The 19,955-nt window shown below is 63.7% G+C and carries 19 protein-coding genes; 14 read left to right on the forward strand and 5 right to left on the reverse strand.

Going from position 1 to position 19,955, the window contains the following annotated elements:
- Positions 1-141: 141 nt before the first annotated feature.
- Both FXB38_RS03740 and gntR read right to left on the reverse strand, forming a co-directional pair.
- Complete coding sequence (locus tag FXB38_RS03740; RefSeq protein WP_148749423.1) at positions 142-1,971, reverse strand: IlvD/Edd family dehydratase; 1,830 nt, start codon at positions 1,969-1,971, stop codon at positions 142-144.
- Between the two features lie 127 nt (positions 1,972-2,098).
- Complete coding sequence (gntR, locus tag FXB38_RS03745) at positions 2,099-3,196, reverse strand: HTH-type transcriptional regulator GntR (protein ID WP_187434636.1); 1,098 nt, start codon at positions 3,194-3,196, stop codon at positions 2,099-2,101.
- A 205-nt stretch (positions 3,197-3,401) separates the two neighbouring features.
- Between gntR and FXB38_RS03750 the strand changes: the two genes are divergently transcribed.
- The 11 genes from FXB38_RS03750 (at position 3,402) to FXB38_RS03800 (ending at position 13,467) form a co-directional block, all read left to right on the forward strand.
- Complete coding sequence (locus FXB38_RS03750; protein ID WP_148749424.1) at positions 3,402-4,463, forward strand: ABC transporter ATP-binding protein; 1,062 nt, start codon at positions 3,402-3,404, stop codon at positions 4,461-4,463.
- Positions 4,464-4,519: 56 nt separating this feature from the next.
- Complete coding sequence (locus tag FXB38_RS03755) at positions 4,520-5,833, forward strand: ABC transporter substrate-binding protein (protein ID WP_148749425.1); 1,314 nt, start codon at positions 4,520-4,522, stop codon at positions 5,831-5,833.
- 68 nt (positions 5,834-5,901) lie between these two features.
- Positions 5,902-6,849 carry a carbohydrate ABC transporter permease gene (locus tag FXB38_RS03760; RefSeq protein ID WP_148749426.1) on the forward strand — a complete coding sequence of 316 codons (948 nt, stop codon included), beginning with the start codon at positions 5,902-5,904 and terminating at the stop codon, positions 6,847-6,849.
- Positions 6,850-6,851: 2 nt separating this feature from the next.
- Entirely contained in the window at positions 6,852-7,727 is an 876-nt protein-coding gene (locus FXB38_RS03765; protein ID WP_148749427.1) for a carbohydrate ABC transporter permease, read from the forward strand.
- 97 nt (positions 7,728-7,824) lie between these two features.
- Entirely contained in the window at positions 7,825-8,811 is a 987-nt protein-coding gene (gene denD / locus FXB38_RS03770) for a D-erythronate dehydrogenase (protein ID WP_148749428.1), read from the forward strand.
- Positions 8,812-8,841: 30 nt separating this feature from the next.
- Positions 8,842-9,807 carry a sugar kinase gene (locus tag FXB38_RS03775; protein WP_187434637.1) on the forward strand — a complete coding sequence of 322 codons (966 nt, stop codon included), beginning with the start codon at positions 8,842-8,844 and terminating at the stop codon, positions 9,805-9,807.
- Between the two features lie 13 nt (positions 9,808-9,820).
- Positions 9,821-10,471, forward strand: a complete 651-nt coding sequence (eda, locus tag FXB38_RS03780; protein WP_187434638.1) for a bifunctional 4-hydroxy-2-oxoglutarate aldolase/2-dehydro-3-deoxy-phosphogluconate aldolase — start codon at positions 9,821-9,823, stop codon at positions 10,469-10,471.
- A 60-nt stretch (positions 10,472-10,531) separates the two neighbouring features.
- Positions 10,532-11,701 (forward strand): acetyl-CoA acetyltransferase, encoded by a 1,170-nt coding sequence (locus FXB38_RS03785; RefSeq protein ID WP_148749431.1) that lies wholly within the window; start codon positions 10,532-10,534, stop codon positions 11,699-11,701.
- Positions 11,702-11,827: 126 nt separating this feature from the next.
- Entirely contained in the window at positions 11,828-12,034 is a 207-nt protein-coding gene (locus tag FXB38_RS03790) for a hypothetical protein (RefSeq protein ID WP_148749432.1), read from the forward strand.
- A gap of 574 nt (positions 12,035-12,608) precedes the next feature.
- On the forward strand, positions 12,609-13,136 hold the full coding sequence (locus FXB38_RS03795; RefSeq protein ID WP_148749433.1) for a carboxymuconolactone decarboxylase family protein: 528 nt from the start codon (positions 12,609-12,611) through the stop codon (positions 13,134-13,136).
- A gap of 28 nt (positions 13,137-13,164) precedes the next feature.
- A complete protein-coding gene (locus FXB38_RS03800; protein WP_187434639.1) occupies positions 13,165-13,467 on the forward strand; it encodes a nucleoside triphosphate pyrophosphohydrolase family protein in 303 nt (100 codons plus the stop codon).
- 7 nt (positions 13,468-13,474) lie between these two features.
- Here the strand turns inward: FXB38_RS03800 and glsA are convergent, their stop codons facing one another.
- Positions 13,475-15,319 carry a glutaminase A gene (gene glsA, locus FXB38_RS03805; RefSeq protein ID WP_187434640.1) on the reverse strand — a complete coding sequence of 615 codons (1,845 nt, stop codon included), beginning with the start codon at positions 15,317-15,319 and terminating at the stop codon, positions 13,475-13,477.
- Positions 15,320-15,465: 146 nt separating this feature from the next.
- Positions 15,466-15,687: an acyl-CoA carboxylase biotin carboxyl carrier protein subunit gene (locus FXB38_RS03810; protein ID WP_148749435.1), complete on the reverse strand. Its 222-nt coding sequence runs from the start codon at positions 15,685-15,687 to the stop codon at positions 15,466-15,468.
- A 94-nt stretch (positions 15,688-15,781) separates the two neighbouring features.
- Between FXB38_RS03810 and FXB38_RS03815 the strand changes: the two genes are divergently transcribed.
- Both FXB38_RS03815 and FXB38_RS03820 read left to right on the forward strand, forming a co-directional pair.
- Positions 15,782-16,756 (forward strand): IclR family transcriptional regulator, encoded by a 975-nt coding sequence (locus tag FXB38_RS03815; protein ID WP_187434641.1) that lies wholly within the window; start codon positions 15,782-15,784, stop codon positions 16,754-16,756.
- Positions 16,686-18,245 (forward strand): acyl-CoA carboxylase subunit beta, encoded by a 1,560-nt coding sequence (locus FXB38_RS03820; protein ID WP_148749437.1) that lies wholly within the window; start codon positions 16,686-16,688, stop codon positions 18,243-18,245. The genes FXB38_RS03815 and FXB38_RS03820 overlap by 71 nt, the downstream gene beginning before the upstream one ends.
- Before the next feature lie 491 nt (positions 18,246-18,736).
- Here FXB38_RS03820 and FXB38_RS03825 read toward each other — a convergent pair whose 3' ends face one another.
- Positions 18,737-19,012, reverse strand: coding sequence for a DUF3303 domain-containing protein (locus tag FXB38_RS03825; RefSeq protein WP_018319867.1), 276 nt, complete (start codon positions 19,010-19,012; stop codon positions 18,737-18,739).
- 379 nt (positions 19,013-19,391) lie between these two features.
- On the opposite strand from FXB38_RS03825, the gene FXB38_RS03830 reads away from it, so the two are divergent.
- The gene (locus tag FXB38_RS03830) at positions 19,392-19,928 is read left to right on the forward strand and encodes a hypothetical protein (RefSeq protein WP_187434642.1); all 537 of its coding nucleotides are present in this window, start codon (positions 19,392-19,394) and stop codon (positions 19,926-19,928) included.
- Positions 19,929-19,955 lie beyond the last annotated feature (27 nt).

Genomic DNA, 19,955 nt, shown 5'->3' on the forward strand with positions numbered 1-19,955 from the left:
AATGCCAACCCCACGTCATTGCGAGGAGCCCGCGACAAAATTGCAAGGCAATTTTGCGCTGGTGCGACGAAGCAATCCAGGACTGTCTCCGCGGAGATATCTCTGGATTGCTTCGCTTCGCTCGCAATGACGGTGTGGCTGCTAGTGATTATCCCGCGCCACACCGAAGGTGCCGGCGACGTTCTGGTAGCGTGTGGCGATCTCCACGCAGGCGCCGGTGGCGTGCTGGCCAACCGTGTTGCGATAGAGCTCCTGCCACGGCGTCTGGTTCGCCGGATGCTTGAAGCCGCCATTGGCCTTCAGCTCGGCGTGGCGCTTCTTCAGCTCGTCGTCCGAGATCAGGATATTGGCGCTGCCCTTGTTGAGGTCGATGCGGACCTTGTCGCCGGTCTTGAGGATCGCGAGCCCGCCGTTGGCGGCCGCTTCCGGTGAGGCATTGAGGATCGACGGCGAGCCCGAGGTGCCCGACTGGCGGCCGTCGCCGATGCAGGGCAGGGAGTGGATGCCGCGCTTGATCAGGGCGGCCGGCGGCTGCATGTTCACGACCTCGGCGCCGCCGGGATAGCCGATCGGGCCGGTGCCGCGGATGAACAGCACGCAGCGCTCGTCGATGTCGAGCGAGGCATCGTCGATCCGCGCGTGATAATCCTCCGGACCCTCGAACACGATGGCGCGGCCCTCGAAGGCGTTGAGATCCCCGGGGCTGCTCAAGTAGCGGTCGCGGAATTCCTTGGAGATCACAGAGGTCTTCATGATCGCGGAATCGAACAGATTGCCCCTCAGCACCAGGAAGCCCGCATCCTTCACCAGCGGCTTGTCATAGGCCCGGATCACGTCGTTATCGGGCTTGGGCGCATCCTTGCAGTTCTCGCCGATGCCGCGGCCATTCACGGTGACCGCGTCCTCATGGATGCGCTTGTGCTTCATCAATTCGCGCACCACGGCCGGCACGCCGCCGGCGCGGTGGAATTCCTCGCCGAGATAGAAGCCGGCCGGCTGCATGTTGACCAGCAGCGGCACGTCGTGGCCGAATTTCTGCCAGTCGTCGATCGACAGCTCTACGCCGATGTGGCGGGCCAGCGCATTGATGTGGATCGGCGCGTTGGTCGAGCCGCCGATCGCCGAGTTGATGACAATGCAGTTCTCGAACGCCTTGCGGGTCAGGATGTCCGACGGCTTGAGGTCTTCCCAGACCATCTCGACGGCGCGCTTGCCGGTCTCGTAGGCGATCTGGCCGCGCTCGCGGTAGGGGGCGGGGATGGCCGCGCAGCCCGGCAGCGAGAAGCCGAGCGCTTCGGCGAGCCCGTTCATGGTCGAGGCCGTGCCCATGGTGTTGCAATGGCCGACCGAGGGCGCCGAGGACGCCACGATCTCCATGAACTCTTCATAATCGATCTCGCCGGCGGCAAGCCGCTCGCGCGACTTCCAGACGATGGTGCCGGAGCCGGTGCGCTCGCCGGCATGCCAGCCGTTGAGCATCGGGCCGCCCGACAGCACGATCGCGGGCAGGTTCACGGTCGCCGCCGCCATCATGCAGGCCGGGGTGGTCTTGTCGCAGCCGGTGGTCAGCACCACGCCGTCGAGCGGATAGCCGTAGAGGATCTCGACCAGGCCGAGATAAGCGAGGTTGCGGTCGAGCGCGGCGGTCGGGCGCTTGCCGGTCTCCTGGATCGGGTGGGTCGGGAATTCCATCGCAATGCCGCCGGCCTCGCGGATGCCTTCGCGGACGCGGTGGGCCAGCTCGATATGATGCCGGTTGCAGGGGGAGAGGTCGTTGCCGGTCTGGGCGATGCCGATGATCGGCTTGCCGGACTGCAGCTCTGAGCGGGTGAGGCCGTAGTTCAGATAGCGCTCCATGTAGAGCGCCGTCATCCCCGGATTATGCGGGTTGTTGAACCATTCCTGCGAGCGAAGGTGGCGGCGGGTGCCGTTACCGGCGGGCGCATGCCCATTGGTTGGCTTTTTTGTCATTGGTTTCTCCTTCAATGCAAACGCGCGGACCGACGTCCGGGATGTCGATCGATGCGATGCCCGGCAGCGCGAGCATGTAACGACGGCCCGCCTGCTGGCGAACGTTTCCTCACAAATGCGATACTACTCATGGGTCGTTGGTAACGCTATCATTTTGTATGACTGGCGCCCATTCCGCCGCGCGCGGGCCGGCTGCGGGTCGCTGCGTCTGCGAGCTCTGCCGCTCGATCACGGTAAAGCCGAGATCGAGCACGGGCTCTTGGGGACGCTTGCCTTCGATCGCCTCGATCAGCATCGCGGCAGCGGCGCTGCCCATTTCGTAACGGTTGGTCCGCACACTCGTTAGCGTCGGCACCGAGGAGGCCATGAATTCGAGGTCGTTGAAGCCGACGATCGCGATCTGCTCGGGGACCGCGATCTCCCGGCGCCGGCATTCGAAGAGCACGCCGAGCGCGAGGTCGTCATTGGCGCAGAACACCGAGTCGATGCCGGACTCGCGCGCGAGCAGATCGGCGAACAGCGCGCCGCCCAGCGTCACCGAGGTCGGCGTCGCCGTCGTCACGATCAGTCTTTGGTCGAACAGGCCGGCGTCCTTCATGGCCGCGACATAGCCGTCGAGCCGGCGCTGCACCCGCGGGTCCATGCGTGCGCCGACGAAGCCGACCTTGCGGTGGCCCTGCGCGAACAAATGAGCAATCGCCGCGCGCGCTGCATCATAATGGGAAAAGCCGATCATCATGTCGACCGGGTTGGGCCCGATCTCCATGATCTGCACGATCGGGCAGTCGGCCGCCTCCAGCATCGCGCGCGATTCCGTGGTCTGGTCGATGCCTGTGACGATCAGTCCCGCCGGCTTCTGCGCCAGAAACAGGCGCAACAGCTTCTCCTCCTGGAGAATGGAGTAGCGTGTGTTGGACAATTGGATCGAGTAGGGGCTGCCTTCGAAAGCGTCATAGATGCCGCGCAGCACGTCGGAGAACACGTTGTTGGTCAGTGACGGAATCAAGACACCGATCACCTCGGTGCGCTGCGAGGCCAGCGCGCGTGCCGCCAGGTTGGGAACATAGCCGAGCTCCTGGGCCGCGCTTTCGACCCGCGTCCGCTTGGCGACCGAGAGCGCCTCGGGATTGCGGAAGAAACGGGAGGCGGTAATCGGGCTGACGCCGGCGAGCTCGGCGACTTCTGCCAGCCGAATCTTGCCAGACTTGGTGCGCTTTCGACCCATTTGTTGCTCTTAACACGGCCACTCCCGCAAACAAAGGATCGTTGACAGCGCTACCAGCAACGACTAACCAAAGACAAATTGCCAAAGCCGCACAAACTGCTGACAATGTCGCCTGTTAAGAAGGGCTTCGGGTCGGCGAAGTTCAGAAAAAACAAGACGGTGGCGGCGCCACAGTTGCGTCGTCTAAGTCGGAGGAGGGAGCTAGATGTCGTCTGTGCAAATCCGCGACGTGCGGAAATCGTTCGGCAATTTTGAAGTCCTGCACGGCGTCTCGATTCCGATCGAGGACGGCCAGTTCGTCGTCCTGGTTGGCCCCTCCGGCTGCGGCAAGTCGACGCTTCTGCGCATGCTCGCAGGCCTCGAGAACATCACCTCCGGCACCATCTCGATCGGCGACCGCGTCGTCAACAATGTCCAGCCCAAGGAGCGGGACATTGCGATGGTGTTCCAGAACTACGCGCTTTATCCGCACATGACGGTTGGCGAAAACATGGGCTTCTCGCTGAAGCTGCGCAATGCCGGCTCCGACGAGATCAACAAGCGCGTCAAGCGCGCCGCCGAAATCCTCGCGCTGACGCCATTGCTCGAGCGCTACCCGCGCCAGCTCTCCGGCGGCCAGCGCCAGCGCGTCGCCATGGGCCGCGCCATCGTGCGCGATCCCCAGGTCTTCTTGTTCGACGAGCCCTTGTCGAACCTCGACGCCAAGCTGCGCGTCGCCATGCGCACCGAGATCAAGGAGCTGCACCAGCGGCTCAAGACCACGACCGTCTACGTCACCCACGACCAGATCGAGGCCATGACCATGGCCGACAAGATCGTCGTGATGCATGACGGTATCGTCGAGCAGATGGGCACGCCGCTCGAGCTCTATGACAAGCCGGAAAACCAGTTCGTCGCCGGCTTCATCGGCTCGCCCGCGATGAACTTCCTGAAGGGGCATGTCCGCGTCAATGGCGTGGCGACCTTCGAGGGGCCGAACGGCGTCAAGTTGCCGCTCAGGAACGCCCCGGCCGGCTCGGATGGCAAGCCTGTGGTCTATGGCGTCCGTCCCGAGCATTTCACCATCGCCGATGACGGTGCCGACGCCGAGATCGTCGTGGTCGAGCCGACCGGCTCGGAGACGCAGGTGTTTGCGAAGGTCGGTGGCGAGCAGGTCGTCGCAGTTTTCCGCGAGCGTCACCAGTTCAACCCGGGCGACAAGGTCAAGCTGAAGCCCGATCCGGCCCTGGTGCATCTGTTCGACGAGGCGACGGGCAAGCGCATGTAGCGGCGTTTCGTGACGTAAGACGACCAAATACAAATATAAAATTCAGGGAGAGAACGATGAGCCATTTCGACAGGCGTAGTGTGCTTAAAGCCAGCCTGGGCGGCGCAGCTTTGCTCGCTGGCCCAGGGATCGTCCCGGTCCGTGCTGCGGAGTGGACCAACACGCCGGAGCCGAATGCCTCCATTCGCGTGTTGCGCTGGAAGCAGTTCATCCAGGCCGAGTTCGACAAGTTCGCCGAGCAGACCAAGAAGTTCTCCGAGAAGACCGGCGTCAAGGTGAAGCTCGAGGCCGAGAGCTGGGAAGACATCCGGCCGAAGGCCGCGGTTGCCGCCAATGTCGGCGCGGGCCCCGATCTCATCGTCGGTACGCTCGACGATCCCTTCAAATTCCCCGAGAAGCTGATCGACATGACTGACATTGCCGATTATCTCGGCAAGCAGTATGGCGGCTGGTATCCCGTTGCCGAGCGCTACGGCAAGAAGGGCAACAGCTGGATCGCCATTCCGCAAGGCGCGACCGGCGGCTGCCTGAACTACCGCATCAGCCACGTGAAGGCCGCGGGCTTCGACGAATTTCCCAAGGACACTGACGGCTTCCTCAAGCTGTGCCAGGCCCTGAAGAAGAACAACACGCCGGCCGGCTTCGCGCTCGGCCATGCCACGGGCGACGCCAACGGCTGGTGCCAGTGGGCGCTGTGGGCGTTCGGCGGCAAGGTCGTCAACGACAAGAACGAGGTCGTGATCGACTCGCCGGAGACGATCGCTGCTATCGAATACGTCAAGCAGCTCTATGCGACGTTCATTCCGGGCGTGCTGTCGTGGAACGACTCGAACAACAACAAGGCGTTCCTGAACGGCGAGCTCAGTCTCACCCTGAACGGCATCTCGATCTGGACCGTCGGCAAGAACTCCACCGATCCCAAGCAGCAGGAGATCGCCAAGGACATGAATCACGCGCCGATGCCGATCGGGCCCGTGGGCGTGTCGACCGAGCAGCAGAACGTCCTGGTCTACTACGGCTACAAGCACTCGAAGTATCCGAAGGCGGTCAAGGAATTCATCAAGTTCATGATGGACAAGGAGAACTACGACGCGTGGGAGGTCGCCTCCAACGGCTACGTCTCGCCGCCGCTCCCGGCCTATAACGACAACCCGGTCTGGACCTCCGATCCCAAGATCACGCCGTATCGCGACTGCCTGAAGCGTTGCCGCGACAACGGCTATGCCGGCGATCTCGGCTACGCCTCGGCCGCCGTGATGGGCGACTTCGTCGTGGTCGACATGTTCGCGGAAGCCGCCTCCGGACAGGCCACGCCGAAGGAAGCTGCCGCCCGCGCCGCCGAGCGTGCCAAGCGCTACTACCAGGTCTGATCAGCCACAGCCGGCGGCGTCCAGTTCGCTGGGCGCCGCCGTCGTCGTTTCCGTGAGGGGAGTCCGACATGGCAGTTATGGCCGAGCCCGTCGCCGCGCAGGTCAAGCGCAGCAGCCTGTGGTCCAGAGCATTCGAAAGCCGAAACTTTCTCGGCGCGATGTTCATGGTGCCGGCAATCGCCATCCTCATTCTGTTTCTGGCTTATCCTCTGTTGCTGGGGTTGTGGCTCGGCATGACGGATACCAAGATCGGGGGCGTCGGCCGTTACATCGGCTTCGCAAACTTCGTCTCGCTGGCAAAGGACTCCGTGTTCTGGCTGTCGGTGTTCAACACGATTTTCTACACGGTGGCCGCCAGCGTCGTGAAATTCGCGATCGGGCTTTACCTGGCGCTGCTGCTCAACGAGCGGCTGCCGTTCAAGTCGATGATCCGGGCGATCGTGCTGTTGCCCTTCGTGGTGCCGACGGTGCTCTCGGCGATCGCGTTCTGGTGGATCTATGACAGCCAGTTCTCGATTATTTCCTGGGTGCTGATCAAGGCCGGCCTGATCACGCACTACATCGACTTCCTCGGCGATCCCTGGAATGCGCGCTGGTCGGTGGTCGTGGCCAATATCTGGCGCGGCGTGCCCTTCGTGGCGATCACGCTGCTCGCGGGATTGCAGACCATCTCGCCCTCGCTCTATGAGGCCGCCAACCTCGACGGCGCCACCAATCTGCAGCGCTTCCGACACATCACGCTGCCGATGCTCTCGCCGATCATCGCGGTCGTGATGACGTTCTCGGTGCTGATGACCTTCACCGACTTCCAGCTGATCTACACCATTACCCGCGGCGGGCCGATCAACGCCACGCACCTGATGGCGACGCTGTCGTTCCAGCGCGCCATCACCGGCGGCAATCTCGGCGAGGGCGCGGCGATCTCGAACGCAATGATCCCGTTCCTGGTCGCGGCGATCCTGTTGAGCTTCTTCGGGCTTCAGCGCTCCCGCTGGCAGCAGGGCGGAAGGGACTGACCATGAGCACAGCGGACGACCAAAGCGTCGGAATGGACTACCTGGAAAGTTTTCCGCGGAAGTTTCTCCGCGTCTACCTTCCGCTCGGCCTGATCATGGTCTTCCTGCTGTTCCCGTTCTACTGGATGACGGTCGCGACCTTCAAGCCGGATGCGGAAATGTACGACTACGAGAAGTACAATCCGTTCTGGATCTTGCATCCGACGTTCGAGCACATCACAAAACTGTTCTTCGAGACCGACTATCCGCTGTGGATGTGGAACACCATCATCGTCTCGGTGTCCTCGACCTTCATCTCGCTGTTCGCCAGCGTCTGCGCGGCCTATGCAATCGAGCGCCTGCGTTACAAGGGCTCGCGCTATGTCGGCCTGGCGATCTTCCTCGGCTATCTCGTCCCGCCCTCGATCCTGTTCATTCCGCTGGCCGCGATCGTGTTCCAGCTCGGCTTGTTCGACGGCAATCTGGCGCTGATCCTGACCTATCCGACCTTCCTGATCCCGTTCTGCACCTGGCTCCTGATGGGCTATTTCCGCACCATTCCCTACGAGCTTGAGGAATGCGCGCTGATCGACGGGGCGACGCGGCTCCAGATCCTGACCAAGATCACGCTGCCGCTGTCGCTGCCGGGGGTGATCTCGGCGGGCATCTTCGCCTTCACACTGTCCTGGAACGAGTTCATCTACGCGCTGACCTTCATCTCCTCGTCGGAAAACAAGACGATTCCCGTCGGGGCCATCACCGAGCTCGTCAATGGCGACGTCTACCATTGGGGTGCCCTGATGGCGGCGGCCCTGACCGGCTCGGTCCCCGTAGTTATCCTTTATTCCTTCTTCGTAGAGTACTATGTGTCGGCGATGACCGGCGCCGTGAAGGAATGATCGCGGGGCCTGCCTGAGAACGCGCCAAAAACGTCCCAAAAGGGGCTTTCAAGAGCGGCGCGTTCCGGCCAATAAGCCAATAAGAAGGAGTAGGCTCTTGCACATTCTGGTTCTGGGCGCTGCCGGCATGGTCGGCCGCAAATTGTGTGAACGGCTATTGCGCGACGGCCGGCTCGGCAAGAGCGACATCACCAAGCTTACCATGCACGACGTGGTCGAGCCCAAGAAGCCGGAGAAGGCCGGTTTTCCCGTCGAGACCGTCTCGGGCGATTTTGCCGTCCCGGGTGCCGCCGAAAAGCTGATCGCCGGCCGCCCCGACGTAATCTTCCATCTCGCTGCGATCGTCTCGGGCGAAGCCGAGCTCGATTTCGACAAGGGCTACCGCATCAATCTCGACGGCACGCGGATGCTGCTGGATGCCGTCCGCCTCGTCGGCGGCGGCTACAAGCCGCGTGTGGTGTTCACGTCCTCGATCGCGGTGTTCGGTGCGCCGTTTCCGGATGCGATCGGCGACGAGTTCTTCCACACGCCGCTGCTCAGCTACGGCACCCAGAAAGCGATCGGCGAGCTGCTGCTTGCGGATTATTCGCGCCGTGGCTTCCTCGACGGCATCGGCATTCGCCTGCCGACCATCTGCATCCGTCCCGGCCTGCCCAACAAAGCGGCTTCGGGCTTCTTCTCCAACATTCTGCGCGAGCCGCTCGCCGGCAAGGAAGCGGTCCTCCCGGTGTCCGAGGACGTCCGCCACTGGCACGCCACGCCGCGCTCGGCCGTCGGCTTCCTGCTTCACGCCGGCACCATGGATCTCGGCAAGGTCGGTCCGCGCCGTAACCTGACCATGCCGGGCCTCTCGGCCACGGTCGGTGAGCAGATCGCCGCGCTCAGGCGTGTCGCCGGCGACAAGGTCGCGGCGCGCATCAAGCATGAGCTCGATCCGTTCATCGCAGGCATCGTCGGCGGCTGGCCGCGCAATTTCGAGGCGAATCGGGCGCGCGAGCTCGGCTTCACCACCGAAGAGAAGAGCTTCGACGATATCATCCGCATTCACATCGACGACGAGCTCGGCGGCAATTTCGTCGCCTGATCGTTGGAGATGAACAGCCTGGATATGACGATGGCGAGCGTTGCTTGCATCGGTGAATGCATGGTCGAGCTTCGGCAGGCCCAAGGTGGGCAAGCCGGGCAGGGCGGTGGCCTGTTCTCGCGCGGCTTCGGCGGCGACACCCTCAACACGGCGGTGTATCTGGCGCGGCTCGAGGTCAAGGTCGATTATCTCACGGCGCTCGGCGACGATGGGATGAGCGAGGAGATGATCGCGGCCTGGAATGCCGAGGGCGTCGGCACGCGGCGCGTGGTGCGGCTGCCGGGCAAGCTGCCCGGCCTCTACATGATCCAGCTCGATGCCAATGGCGAGCGTCAGTTCTTCCACTGGCGCGACAGTGCGGCGGCGCGCCAGCTGATGAGCCTGCCGGAGACCGACGAGCTCCTGAACTCGCTGATGAGCTATGACATCGTCTATCTCTCCGCGATCACGCTCTCGATCTACGAGGCGGCCGGACGCGATCGCCTGTTCGCGGCGATCAAGCGCGCCCGGCTGCTCGGCACCCGCTTCGTGTTCGACACCAATTTTCGCGCGCGCGGCTGGCCGGACCGCGACGTCGCGCGCGAGGTGTTCGCAGTGGCGTTTGCAGCCGCCGATATCGTGCTGACCTCGACCGAGGATCTGCTCGCGCTCTATCCCGGCGAGAGCCCCGAGCAATTGATGGCGCGCATCCCTACGCCCGAGCTGGTGTTCCGGCTCGTCGAGCCTGTCAGCCTGCTGCGCTTTCCCGGCGGCACGAGCGAGGTCCGCGCCGAGCCCATGACCAAGCCCGTGGTCGACACCACAGCGGCCGGCGACAGCTTCGCTGCGGCCTATATCGCGGCTCGCCTGGCCCGTTCCGAACCTGTCGAGGCCGCCCAGGCCGGGCATCGCCTCGCCAGCCTCGTGATCTGCTATCCTGGTGCCATCATTCCGGGCTATGCCATGCCGCCAAAGAAGCGGCACCGGCCCGCGACCACGCGTCAAGCGACCAAGTAAAACGAAAGCCAAGATGACCACCGCTGCCCAACAGAACCACCTCGTCGCGCTGTTCAAGACCGCGACCGTCATTCCAGTCCTCACCATCGAGCGTATCCAGGATGCCGTGCCGCTGGCGCGTGCGCTGGTGGCCGGTGGCGTCCGCACGCTGGAGGTGACCCTGCGCACCCCCGTTGCGATCGAGGCGGCGAGGGCGATGATGGCCGAAGTCCCCGAGGCAATCGTCGGCATCGGCACGATTCTCAATCCGGCCGACTTTACCCGTGTCGAGAAGCTCGGCGTCGCGTTCGGCATCAGCCCGGGCCTGACGCCCGATCTGCTGAAGGCCGCCACCGATAGCTCCTTGCCGTTTGCGCCGGGCATTGCCACGGCGTCCGAACTGATGGTGGCGTTGTCCTACGGCTTCGACGTCGCAAAATTCTTCCCGGCCGAGCAGGCCGGCGGCATCAAGGGCCTCCGCGCGCTCGGCGGACCATTCCCGAATGTGCGGTTCTGCCCGACCGGCGGGGTCGGCGAGGCCAATGCGGCGAGCTGGCTCGCCGAACCCAATGTGGTTGCGGTCGGCGGTTCCTGGCTGTGCCCGACGGCGGAGATCAGGGCCGGGAACTGGGCCGGCATAACTGCCATCTGCCAGCGCACCCTCCAGGCCCTTAAACCTGCGTGAAGTCTTGCCGTCCCTGGGCTAAGACTTAGCTCAGCAAGAGACCGCCAGGGAGAAAAGACCATGACCGCCAGCATCGTCGGGTGGGCGCATACGCCGTTCGGCAAGTTCGACACCGAAACCGTCGAAAGCCTCGTCACCCGCGTCGCCAACGAGGCGATGGCCGATGCCGGCATTTCGGCCGCCGATGTCGACGAGATCGTGCTCGGCCATTTCAACGCCGGCTTCTCGGCGCAGGATTTTACCGCCTCGCTGGTGCTCCAGGCCGACCCGAAGCTGCGCTTCAAGCCGGCGACCCGCGTCGAGAACGCCTGCGCCACCGGCTCCGCGGCCGTGCACCAGGGCCTGCGCGCGATCGCCGCAGGGGCCGCCAAGATCGTGCTGGTCGTCGGCGTCGAGCAGATGACCCGCACCCCGGGTCCGGAGATCGGCAAGAACCTGCTCAAGGCGTCGTACCTGCCTGAGGACGGCGATACCGTCGGCGGTTTCGCCGGCGTGTTCGGCAAGATCGCCAGTTCCTATTTCCAGAAATACGGCGACCAGTCCGATGCGCTGGCGCTGATCGCGGCCAAGAACCACAAGAACGGCGTTGCCAATCCCTTCGCCCAGATGCGCAAGGATTTTGGCTTCGAGTTCTGCCGCGCCGAGAGCGAGAAGAATCCGTATGTCGCGGGCCCGTTGAAGCGCACCGACTGCTCGCTGGTCTCCGACGGCGCGGCCGCGCTGGTGCTGGCCGATGCCGAGACCGCCAAGGGCATGGGCAAGTCGATCGGCTTCCGAGCCACCGCGCACGCGCAGGACTTCCTGCCGATGTCCAAGCGCGACATCCTTCAGTTCGAGGGCTGCACCGTCGCTTGGCAGCGCGCGCTGGAGCAGGCGGGCGTTGCGCTCACCGATCTCTCCTTCGTCGAGACCCATGACTGCTTCACCGTCGCCGAGCTGATCGAGTACGAAGCGATGGGCCTGACGCCGAAGGGGCAGGGCGCCCGCGCCATCAAGGAAGGCTGGACGCTCAAGGACGGCAAGCTGCCGGTCAATCCGTCCGGCGGGTTGAAGGCCAAGGGCCATCCGATCGGCGCCACCGGCGTCTCCATGCATGTGATGACCGCGATGCAGCTCGCAGGGCAAGCGCCCGAGGGCATGCAGCTCAAGAACGCAAAACTCGGTGGCATCTTCAACATGGGCGGCGCCGCCGTCGCCAACTACGTCTCCGTCCTGGAGCCGCTGAAGTAGGTCTCGTCGGGTGGGCAATGGCGCGTGCGCGCCGTGCCCACCTTTTTCTCGCGCTAGATCATGGTGGGCACGCTGCGCTTTGCCCACCCTACCTACCGCTCCTGATTGATTTGCAGGGGATGTATTATGAGCAATAGCTACGAAGATTCGCTTCCTCTCGACGCCCTCAACGAGCGCATCGCGATCCTCGAGGACAATATCCGCCAGCTGATCGAGCAGGCCGCGGCCGCCTCGGGCGAGCAGAACGAGTCGCGGATCGCCGACCGCATCAGCCAGCAGAACGACGAACTCGATCGTCTCATCAAGATCCGCGACTCCCGCCAGAAGAAATAGCGGACGCATCGCGCATGCGGCCATACCGCGGCCGCCCTTGCGCGCGCGAAAGCTGGTCCCGTTCTTTGAAGAAGACGTAGTGGGATTCCGTCATTCGGGGGCGGTCCCAGGAAAAACAACTTGGGACCGAGCCTGGAACGGGTATTCTGGGCCTGGCTTGTGCGAAGGCCACCCCGGAATGACGAAAACTCTGAGAGCCTAACTCAACGCCCGTAGAACAAGATGCTGGCGATGACCAGCATCGCCGTCACCGCCAGCATATGCGCGAGCGCACCCGAGGCCGCCCCCTTGGTGGCTTCCTTCATGCCAATTTCTCCCTAGACTTGGGCGTGACTCGTCGTTGCGTGGTGAGCGCAAGGACGGCCAGTTTATTTTACTCGGAACACCCCACTTCGCGTATTCGCCGCGATCAAGTCCCCACGCGGCGAATATCGACTGTACCAAGGTCGATCAGCAATGCGGCGGCATTTTGACTCGATGTTGTTGCTCCTGCGTCGCTGCGCGAATACAATTTTTCGGGAACTTGCCCCGACGACGACAATAAGCATCAAAGGCTCAAGGAAAAAATTCCACCATGGCCCGCATCGACTACAGCGATCCGTCCAAGGCATCCGACCGCACCCGCGAAATCCTCGACAAGAACCGTAATGCCAACATCTTCCGAATGATGTCGCATTCGCCGAGCTATTTTGAGCAGTACTGCCGCCTCGGCGGCGCCATCCGCCACAAGGGCGAGCTCGATCCGATCGTGCGCGAGCTCGCGATCACGCGCACCGGAATTTTGTGCGAGGCGCCGTACGAGATCATCGCGCACAAGCGCATCGGCAAGAACGTCGGCGTCACCGACGCGCAGAACGAGGCGCTGGAAAACTGGCAGGTCGCTGACTGTTTCGACGAGACGCAGCGCGCCGCGCTCGCCTTCACCGACGAGATCGTGAATCTGAAGAAGCCGACGGATGCGACCTTCAAGGCGATTGCGGCAAAACTGACGCCGGCAGCGCTCATCGAGCTGCAGCTCTCGGTCGGCTTCTACATCATGACGTCAAAATTCCTGGAGACATTTGAGATCGATCTCCAGCCCGTCACCGAAGTGGTAGGCTGAACCAAGGCTTGGCTTGCGAGGGATGATCATGACTATCGATGAATATGCGGCCTGGGCCGCAACCATTGCCAAGGTCGATGAGCATCCCTCGAACGAGCGGCTGTCCTATCTCGGGCTCGGCCTCGCCGGTGAAGCGGGCGAGGTGGCCGACCACATCAAGAAGCTGCTGCGCGACGACTGGCTCGACAAGGCGGGTCTCGTCGACGAGCTCGGCGATGTCATCTACTACTGGGCCTGCCTGTGCGCCGCGACCGGCCAGCAGCCGTCCGAATTGCTCAAGGCCAGCGCAGCCAAGATCAAGCGGCGGCTCAGCGAGGCGGCGAGCCGGTAGGCTTGGCTCACGTCGACGTCAGGATATCGACCTTGGTGTTGGCCACGATCAGGCGATCGGCCAGGAGCTGCGCCAGATTGCGCATGATGCGCTCGGAGGCGCGCGGGTGCTGCCTGCGAAAACGCTCGAAATCCTTCAGCGGCACTTCGAAAGCGGTCGCGGCCATGTCCGCGAACACATCGGCTGAGCGGGCGGTCTCGATCAGCGCCATCTCGCCAAAGGCCATGCCCGCGGTCAGCGTCGCGAGCCTGACGCCGTCGGGCAGGGTGACATGCACCGCGCCGCTGCGCAGGAAGAACAGAGCGTCCGCAGGATCGCCTGTCGTGAGGATCTTTGCGCCGGACTGATAGGTCCGGATCGTGCAGATCGAGGCGAGGTCCGTCAGCTCTTCCGCACTCAGGCCGTCGAGCAGCGGCTGTTCGGACAGCTCGGTGGTCTCGTGAAAATCGATCGAGCCGCCATAGCGGTAGACGATCTGGTCTTCCGCCCATTCGATCGCGGTATCGAGCAGATAGAAGTCGCGGACGTTCTTCAGCTCCGCAGTCCATTCCCGCAGCGTATTCCACTCCTTCGACGCGCGCCTGACGCCGGATATCACCACCGTGACGTCGAGCGCGGCGAGATCCTCGAAGGCCTCCGCGATCAGCCGCGCGCCGGCCCGCGTGGTGGCGGTCACACGGTGCAAGTCGAAGATCACGAATTGCGGCCGCGGCCGCTCCGCCAGCCGGCGCGAGACGTAGTCGACCGCCGACAGCGACAGCGTGCCCACCAGCTCGATGACCCGCACCTCCTGCTCGTGCGCGGCCAGGATGTCGCGCTCCTGCTGGCGGCGAACGCGGCGTGACGGGCTCTTGCCGATGTCGTAGTCGGCGATCACCGCGTTGCGGGCGTCGTCGCTACGGTTGAGCATGTGCAGATCGTAATGCGAGGACAGCGCCTCGCAGACCTTGATGCCGCGCACGCTGTTGCCGTGCTTGTCGAGCTTCGGCGAATAGCTGCCGAGCCCGAGGCGGGCGGGGAGCGCCGCCAGAATGCCGCCGCCGACGCCGCTCTTGGCGGGAATCCCGATCCGGTAGATCCACTCGCCGGCATAGTCGTACATGCCCGATGACGTCATCACCGACAGCGTGCGCGAGATCGCGTAAGGCGTCAGCACCTGCTCGCCGGTGACCGGATTGACGCCGCGATTGGCGAGCGTTGCCGCCATCACCGCGATGTCACGCGCGGTGACAAGCACTGCGCATTGCCGGAAATAGACGTCGAGCACGCCGGCGACGTTGTCCGAGATCACCGCATTGGTCTTGAGGAGATAGCCGATGGCGCGATTGCGGTCGCCGGTCTGGCTCTCCGACGTGTACACCGCCTCGTCGACGGCGAGGTCGCGTCCGGCAAAGCGGCTGAGAGCGAGCCGGATCTGCTCGAAAGCCTCAGCGCCCTTGCTGTCGTAGATCAGCCCGGTGCAGGCGATCGCGCCGGCATTGACCATCGGATTGAACGGATGGTTCTCCGCATTGAGCCGGATCGAGTTGAAGGGATCGCCCGAGGGCTCGACGCCGATCGCGCTCTCGACCTTGCCTGCGCCGAGCAAGTCCAGCGCCAGCGCGAACACGAACGGCTTCGACATCGACTGGATGGTGAAGGGCACCCGGCTGTCGCCCACTTCATAGACATGGCCGTCGAGCGTCGCGAGGCTGATGCCAAAATAGGCAGGGTCGGCCTTGCTCAGCTCGGGAATGTAGTCGGCGACATGGCCCGAGATCTCGGCGGAGAATTCGTTGAGACAAGTGTCGAGAAACCGCAGCAACGGCGGTCTCGAGCGGGTCCAGGCGGAGGCGGGCGGTTGCGCTATCATCGGCTCCCTTGTGCAACGCAATCAGAGCACGCGCAACCCGTCCGGCACCTGTGTCCGTCGTGACGCCCGAACGCAAGACGCCGCGCAGCATCGCAATATGATCTGTTTCAGATTGTCGCGGATGAGAAGCCGCTGGCGGCGCGTGCTCAGCTCGCGACGATCGCGATCGTCTGGCCTTCGGCGACGAGGTCATCGATCTTCACGAGCAGCGATGTAAGCGTGCCTGAAGCAGGCGCGGGCACCGGTATCTCCATCTTCATGGCTTCGACGAACACAATTTCATCGCCATCCACGACGGTTCCTCCAACTTGCACGGGCGTTGCGCAGATGCGGCCGGCGACTTCAGTGACGATCTTAATTTCTGGCATGCCATCGCCTTTTTGTTGTGGTGGCAAAATGCCTGAGGTAGCGTCGTCTGCAAGCGGAATTTAATTCCGCACAGCGGAACAACTGGTAGGGATCATGGGACGACGTTCGGAGCGGTTGAGCAGACAAGGTGCACTCGCTGGCGATGCCGGTGAAGGTGATGTCATCCAGGTGGTGTCGCGCGCGTTCGACGTGTTGCGATGCTTCGAGGGCCACGATAGCAGGCTCGGCAATCTGGAGATTTCAAATCGCTGCGGCTTGCCGCGCTCGACGGTGTCACGGCTCACGCACACGCTGACGCGCATGGGGCAGCTGGTCTATCTGCCGCGTGACCAGAAGTATCGCATCGGTCCGAGCGCAGTGGCGATGAGCGCCTCGATGATGAAGGGCGCGCAGCTGCGCAGCATGATCCGGCAGCGGCTGCAGGAAGTCGCCGAGCAATTGCCGGGCACCGTCGGCTTCGTCGTGCCCGATCGCTTCCATCTCGTCTATCTCCAGTTCGCGCGCTCGGCCTCTGCGCTCGGTTTGCACGAGGGCACCGGCAGCCGCATCTCGATGGCCTCGACCGCTGCGGGCGCGGCCTACACCGCGGCCTTGTCGCCGGAAGTCGGCGATGCCTACATTGCGGAAATGGAGCGCGAAGCGCCGGAGGCCGCAAAAATCCTGCGGCCACGCATCGAGGCCAACCGGCAGTCGCTGCGCGAGCGCGGCTATGTCACGGCCTGCGGCCTGTGGAGCCCGCACATCAACGGGCTCGCGGTGCCGATCTGGTCGCCGCAGTATCAGACCTTCGTGGTCGTCACGATCGGCCTTCTCTCGGCGATGTATGACGAGCAGCGTCTGCATGCCGAAGTCGCGCCGTCGATGGTCGCGCTCGGCCGTTCGCTCGGCAGCCTGATGGAGGGCGCGGAAGGCGACGTCTTCAACGCGCGCATCCCGCGCAAACCGGTCGCAATGGCCGTGCACAACAATAACAAGCCGATCAATTCGGAGGGAGTGAATGAACTGGAAGCCGGAACTCGACGAGCTCGCCCGGCGCGAAGCCTTCGCGCGGGAGATGGGCGGCGTTGACAAGGTCAAGCGACAGCATGACCAGGGCCGGCTGACTGTTCGGGAACGCATCGACAGACTGGTCGACAAGGGCAGCTTCCACGAGATCGGTGCCGTTTCCGGCATCGGTGAGTACGATCCCAAGGGCGAGCTGAAAACCGTGACGCCGGCGAACTGCGTGTTCGGCCGCGCGCGCGTCGACGGCCGCACATTGGTCGTCGTCGGCGACGATTTCACGGTTCGCGGCGGCTCGGCGGATGCGTCGATCTCGGCAAAGCCCTTGATGGCGGAGGAGATGGCGCACGACTTCCGTCTGCCCATCATCCGCATCATCGAGGGCTCCGGCGGCGGCGGCTCGGTCAAGACCATCGAGACCAAGGGCGCGGCCAACCTGCCGGGTGGCATCGGCGGCACGCGCTGGTATCGCTTCACGACCGAGAATCTGTCGCGCGTGCCGGTGGTCGCGCTCGGCCTCGGCTCGGTTGCGGGCTTAGGCGCCGCGCGTCTGGCCGCAAGCCACTATTCCATCATGACGCGGAAGTCCGCGATGTTCGTCGCGGGTCCGCCGGTGGTGAAGGCGCTGGGGCAGAACCTCTCGAAGGAGGAGCTCGGCGGCGCCGACATCCAGACCCGCGCCGGTGCGGTCGATCATGCCGTCGACACCGAGGAGGAAGCTTTTGCCTGCGCGCGGCGCTTCCTGTCCTATCTGCCGTCATCGGTCTACGAGCTGCCGCCGACCTTGCCCTGCATCGACAATCCGGAGCGCAGCGAAGAGGCGCTGATGAATGCGGTGCCGCGCAACCGCAAGCAGGTCTACAAGATGCGGCCGATCATCGAGCAGGTGGTCGACAAGGGCTCGTTCTTCGAGGTCGCCAGTAATTTCGGCAAGCCGATCATTGTTGGTCTGGCGCGGCTCGAGGGCAGGGCGGTGATGTTGCTCGCCAGCGACAGCTTCCACTATGGCGGCTCCTGGACGGCGGATGCCTGCCAGAAGGTGGTGCGCTGGGTCGACTTCGCCGAGACCTTCCATCTGCCGATCGTCTATCTCATGGATTGCCCTGGCTTCATGATCGGTCTCGACGCCGAGAAGGCGGCGACCATCCGCCACGGCGTCCGCGCCATGGCCGCGGTCAACCAGACCACCGTGCCCTGGTGCACCGTGATCCTGCGCAACGCCTTCGGCGTCGCCGGCGTGGTGCATCAGCCGGCCGACCGCTTCTCGATCCGCTACGCCTGGCCGTCGGCCTATTGGGGCTCGCTGCCGCTCGAGGGCGGCATCGAAGCCGCCTACCGCGCCGACATCGACGCGGCCGAGGACAAGGCCGCCAAGCTCAACGAGATCCAGGAGCGGCTCAACAAGCTGCGCTCGCCGTTTCGCTCGGCCGAAAAATTCTGGGTCGAGGAGATCATCGACCCGCGCAAGACGCGCTCGCTGCTGTGCGAGTTCGCACGGCTCGCCGAGCCGCTGCGAAAAGCAGGACCGCCGGAGAACATGACGATCCGGCCGTAGGTTTCGTCGGGCCTCAGGAACGATTTTCGGCGCTCCGCATTCAACCCGCATGAGGAACCTGTATTTCGGCATCGGCGCTCTCGCCGGCGCGCTGGTTCTCCTCACGGTTTGGCTGGGCCAGCACGAACGCCAGGCGTCAATCGATCGCCTCGAGCAATGGGAGCTTCCGCGCTCACCTGAGCGCTAGAGCATGATGATCAGGCTCGATGTGGCAACGAGTGAGATGCGCTCCCTCCCTCGCTTGCGGGGGAGGGTTGGGGAGAGGGTGTCTCCACAACGGGACAGTCCCCAAGAGGAAAGAACCCTCACCCGGCGCGCAGGACCATGCTTCGCATCGCCCGGACGCGCCGACCTCTCCCGTAAGCAGGAGAGGTGAACGAGCCCGCCGGTTGATTCGGCCTAAAGCCATTCCGTTTTAGCGGCGATGTCACCACTGGCGGGCACGCCACTGCCGCCGGCGTTGGCGGCGGCAGTGATGTGAGTGTTGACGATCAACGCTTGGGTAGCGACGCCATCACTTCGCCCGCGTCTCCGTCTTCGAGGCAGGGTGTGACGGTCAACGGGAGCAGGTCGGACCATTGCGCGAGCCAACGATACATGGCTTTGGGATCACTCGATTCAGAGATCGCAAATCCCTGTCCGTTCATGCCATGCCAGCGCCCCAACATCTTGACGCCTTCGGGTGGTGCGCCGCCGGTTTCTAGAAATCGGGCGACGGCTGCATTGAAGGTGCCTTGGGGTACACTCCAGGTGGTTATGAATTTCATGCGATTCTCCCATAACTGGAATTATTGGATGAATGCCGCGGCTGCGCCGCCTGCGCACGATAGCGCCTGCGTATCGAATAACAACGGCGAATGAATGGGTGCGTTGGTTTGATCCAGGGCGCGGTTCTCTGACACCGTCGCGATCTTCTGCGTCGGGCGCAAAGCGAGCCTGGTCGCATGTCGCAAAGCGTTGGAAGCGCCAAAGGCAGGCGTTCGTACTCTGCGAGTTAATCATGTCGATCGCAACGTGTAGCTTATGAAAATTGAAGAGCGCGGCGTACAAATACAGCCGGTTTCGGCCGTTCTTTAGGCCCATTTCAGCCAAACTGATATTGGTTTCTCATTGCCCGGGGCAGGTCTTCAATTTCGGAGTCCTGCAATGTTCAAGCAAGTTCTTTCTGCGTGTTTCTTCTTTGCCGTTAGCTCCATCGCCTCGGAAGCGCGACCGTACCACCTTCAACAAGCTTCCGAATGCAATGTGACCATGCCCTGCGACTTCTCGTATTCGCAAACGCGCCGCGAGCGAGTGTCCAGGAGCTCACTGCAGGCGTACCGTTCGATGCGACTGACAGTGACTGACGCCGGTGGCGCCGCCGCGGCGGCGAATGTCTCCGGCGCGCAAATCGTCGGCGGCAGGCCGGCCGGTTGCCCGTCGTCCTTCTGCGGCTGCGGCGCGGCCCTGCGCGTGTTTGGTCATATCGTGCCGGAATTGAATCTCGCGGCCAATTGGCTGCGCTTTCCGCGGACATCGCCGGCGCCGGGAATGGTTGCGGCGCGACACGGCCACGTCTTCGTCCTGGAGCAGCCGCTGGGAGGCGACATGTGGATGGCCTATGACGCCAATTCGGGCGGCCATGCCACGCGCATGCACGCGCGTTCGCTACGGGGCTACACCGTCGTCAACCCGCGCGGCTGAAATGACAGGGAGGGTGCCCGGCCTTCA

Source organism: Bradyrhizobium cytisi (genome assembly GCF_008123515.1).
Lineage (GTDB): Bacteria > Pseudomonadota > Alphaproteobacteria > Rhizobiales > Xanthobacteraceae > Bradyrhizobium > Bradyrhizobium cytisi.

Excerpts from the sequence above, each read along its gene's own strand:
- FXB38_RS03740 (WP_148749423.1), bottom strand. The coding sequence starts at position 1,971 with ATGACAAAAAAGCCAACCAATGGGCATGCGCCCGCCGGTAACGGCACC.
- gntR (WP_187434636.1), bottom strand. The coding sequence starts at position 3,196 with ATGGGTCGAAAGCGCACCAAGTCTGGCAAGATTCGGCTGGCAGAAGTC.
- FXB38_RS03750 (WP_148749424.1), top strand. The coding sequence starts at position 3,402 with ATGTCGTCTGTGCAAATCCGCGACGTGCGGAAATCGTTCGGCAATTTT.
- FXB38_RS03755 (WP_148749425.1), top strand. The coding sequence starts at position 4,520 with ATGAGCCATTTCGACAGGCGTAGTGTGCTTAAAGCCAGCCTGGGCGGC.
- FXB38_RS03760 (WP_148749426.1), top strand. The coding sequence starts at position 5,902 with ATGGCAGTTATGGCCGAGCCCGTCGCCGCGCAGGTCAAGCGCAGCAGC.
- FXB38_RS03765 (WP_148749427.1), top strand. The coding sequence starts at position 6,852 with ATGAGCACAGCGGACGACCAAAGCGTCGGAATGGACTACCTGGAAAGT.
- FXB38_RS03775 (WP_187434637.1), top strand. The coding sequence starts at position 8,842 with ATGGCGAGCGTTGCTTGCATCGGTGAATGCATGGTCGAGCTTCGGCAG.
- eda (WP_187434638.1), top strand. The coding sequence starts at position 9,821 with ATGACCACCGCTGCCCAACAGAACCACCTCGTCGCGCTGTTCAAGACC.
- FXB38_RS03785 (WP_148749431.1), top strand. The coding sequence starts at position 10,532 with ATGACCGCCAGCATCGTCGGGTGGGCGCATACGCCGTTCGGCAAGTTC.
- FXB38_RS03790 (WP_148749432.1), top strand. The coding sequence starts at position 11,828 with ATGAGCAATAGCTACGAAGATTCGCTTCCTCTCGACGCCCTCAACGAG.
- FXB38_RS03795 (WP_148749433.1), top strand. The coding sequence starts at position 12,609 with ATGGCCCGCATCGACTACAGCGATCCGTCCAAGGCATCCGACCGCACC.
- FXB38_RS03800 (WP_187434639.1), top strand. The coding sequence starts at position 13,165 with ATGACTATCGATGAATATGCGGCCTGGGCCGCAACCATTGCCAAGGTC.
- glsA (WP_187434640.1), bottom strand. The coding sequence starts at position 15,319 with ATGATAGCGCAACCGCCCGCCTCCGCCTGGACCCGCTCGAGACCGCCG.
- FXB38_RS03810 (WP_148749435.1), bottom strand. The coding sequence starts at position 15,687 with ATGCCAGAAATTAAGATCGTCACTGAAGTCGCCGGCCGCATCTGCGCA.
- FXB38_RS03815 (WP_187434641.1), top strand. The coding sequence starts at position 15,782 with ATGGGACGACGTTCGGAGCGGTTGAGCAGACAAGGTGCACTCGCTGGC.
- FXB38_RS03820 (WP_148749437.1), top strand. The coding sequence starts at position 16,686 with ATGAACTGGAAGCCGGAACTCGACGAGCTCGCCCGGCGCGAAGCCTTC.
- FXB38_RS03825 (WP_018319867.1), bottom strand. The coding sequence starts at position 19,012 with ATGAAATTCATAACCACCTGGAGTGTACCCCAAGGCACCTTCAATGCA.
- FXB38_RS03830 (WP_187434642.1), top strand. The coding sequence starts at position 19,392 with ATGTTCAAGCAAGTTCTTTCTGCGTGTTTCTTCTTTGCCGTTAGCTCC.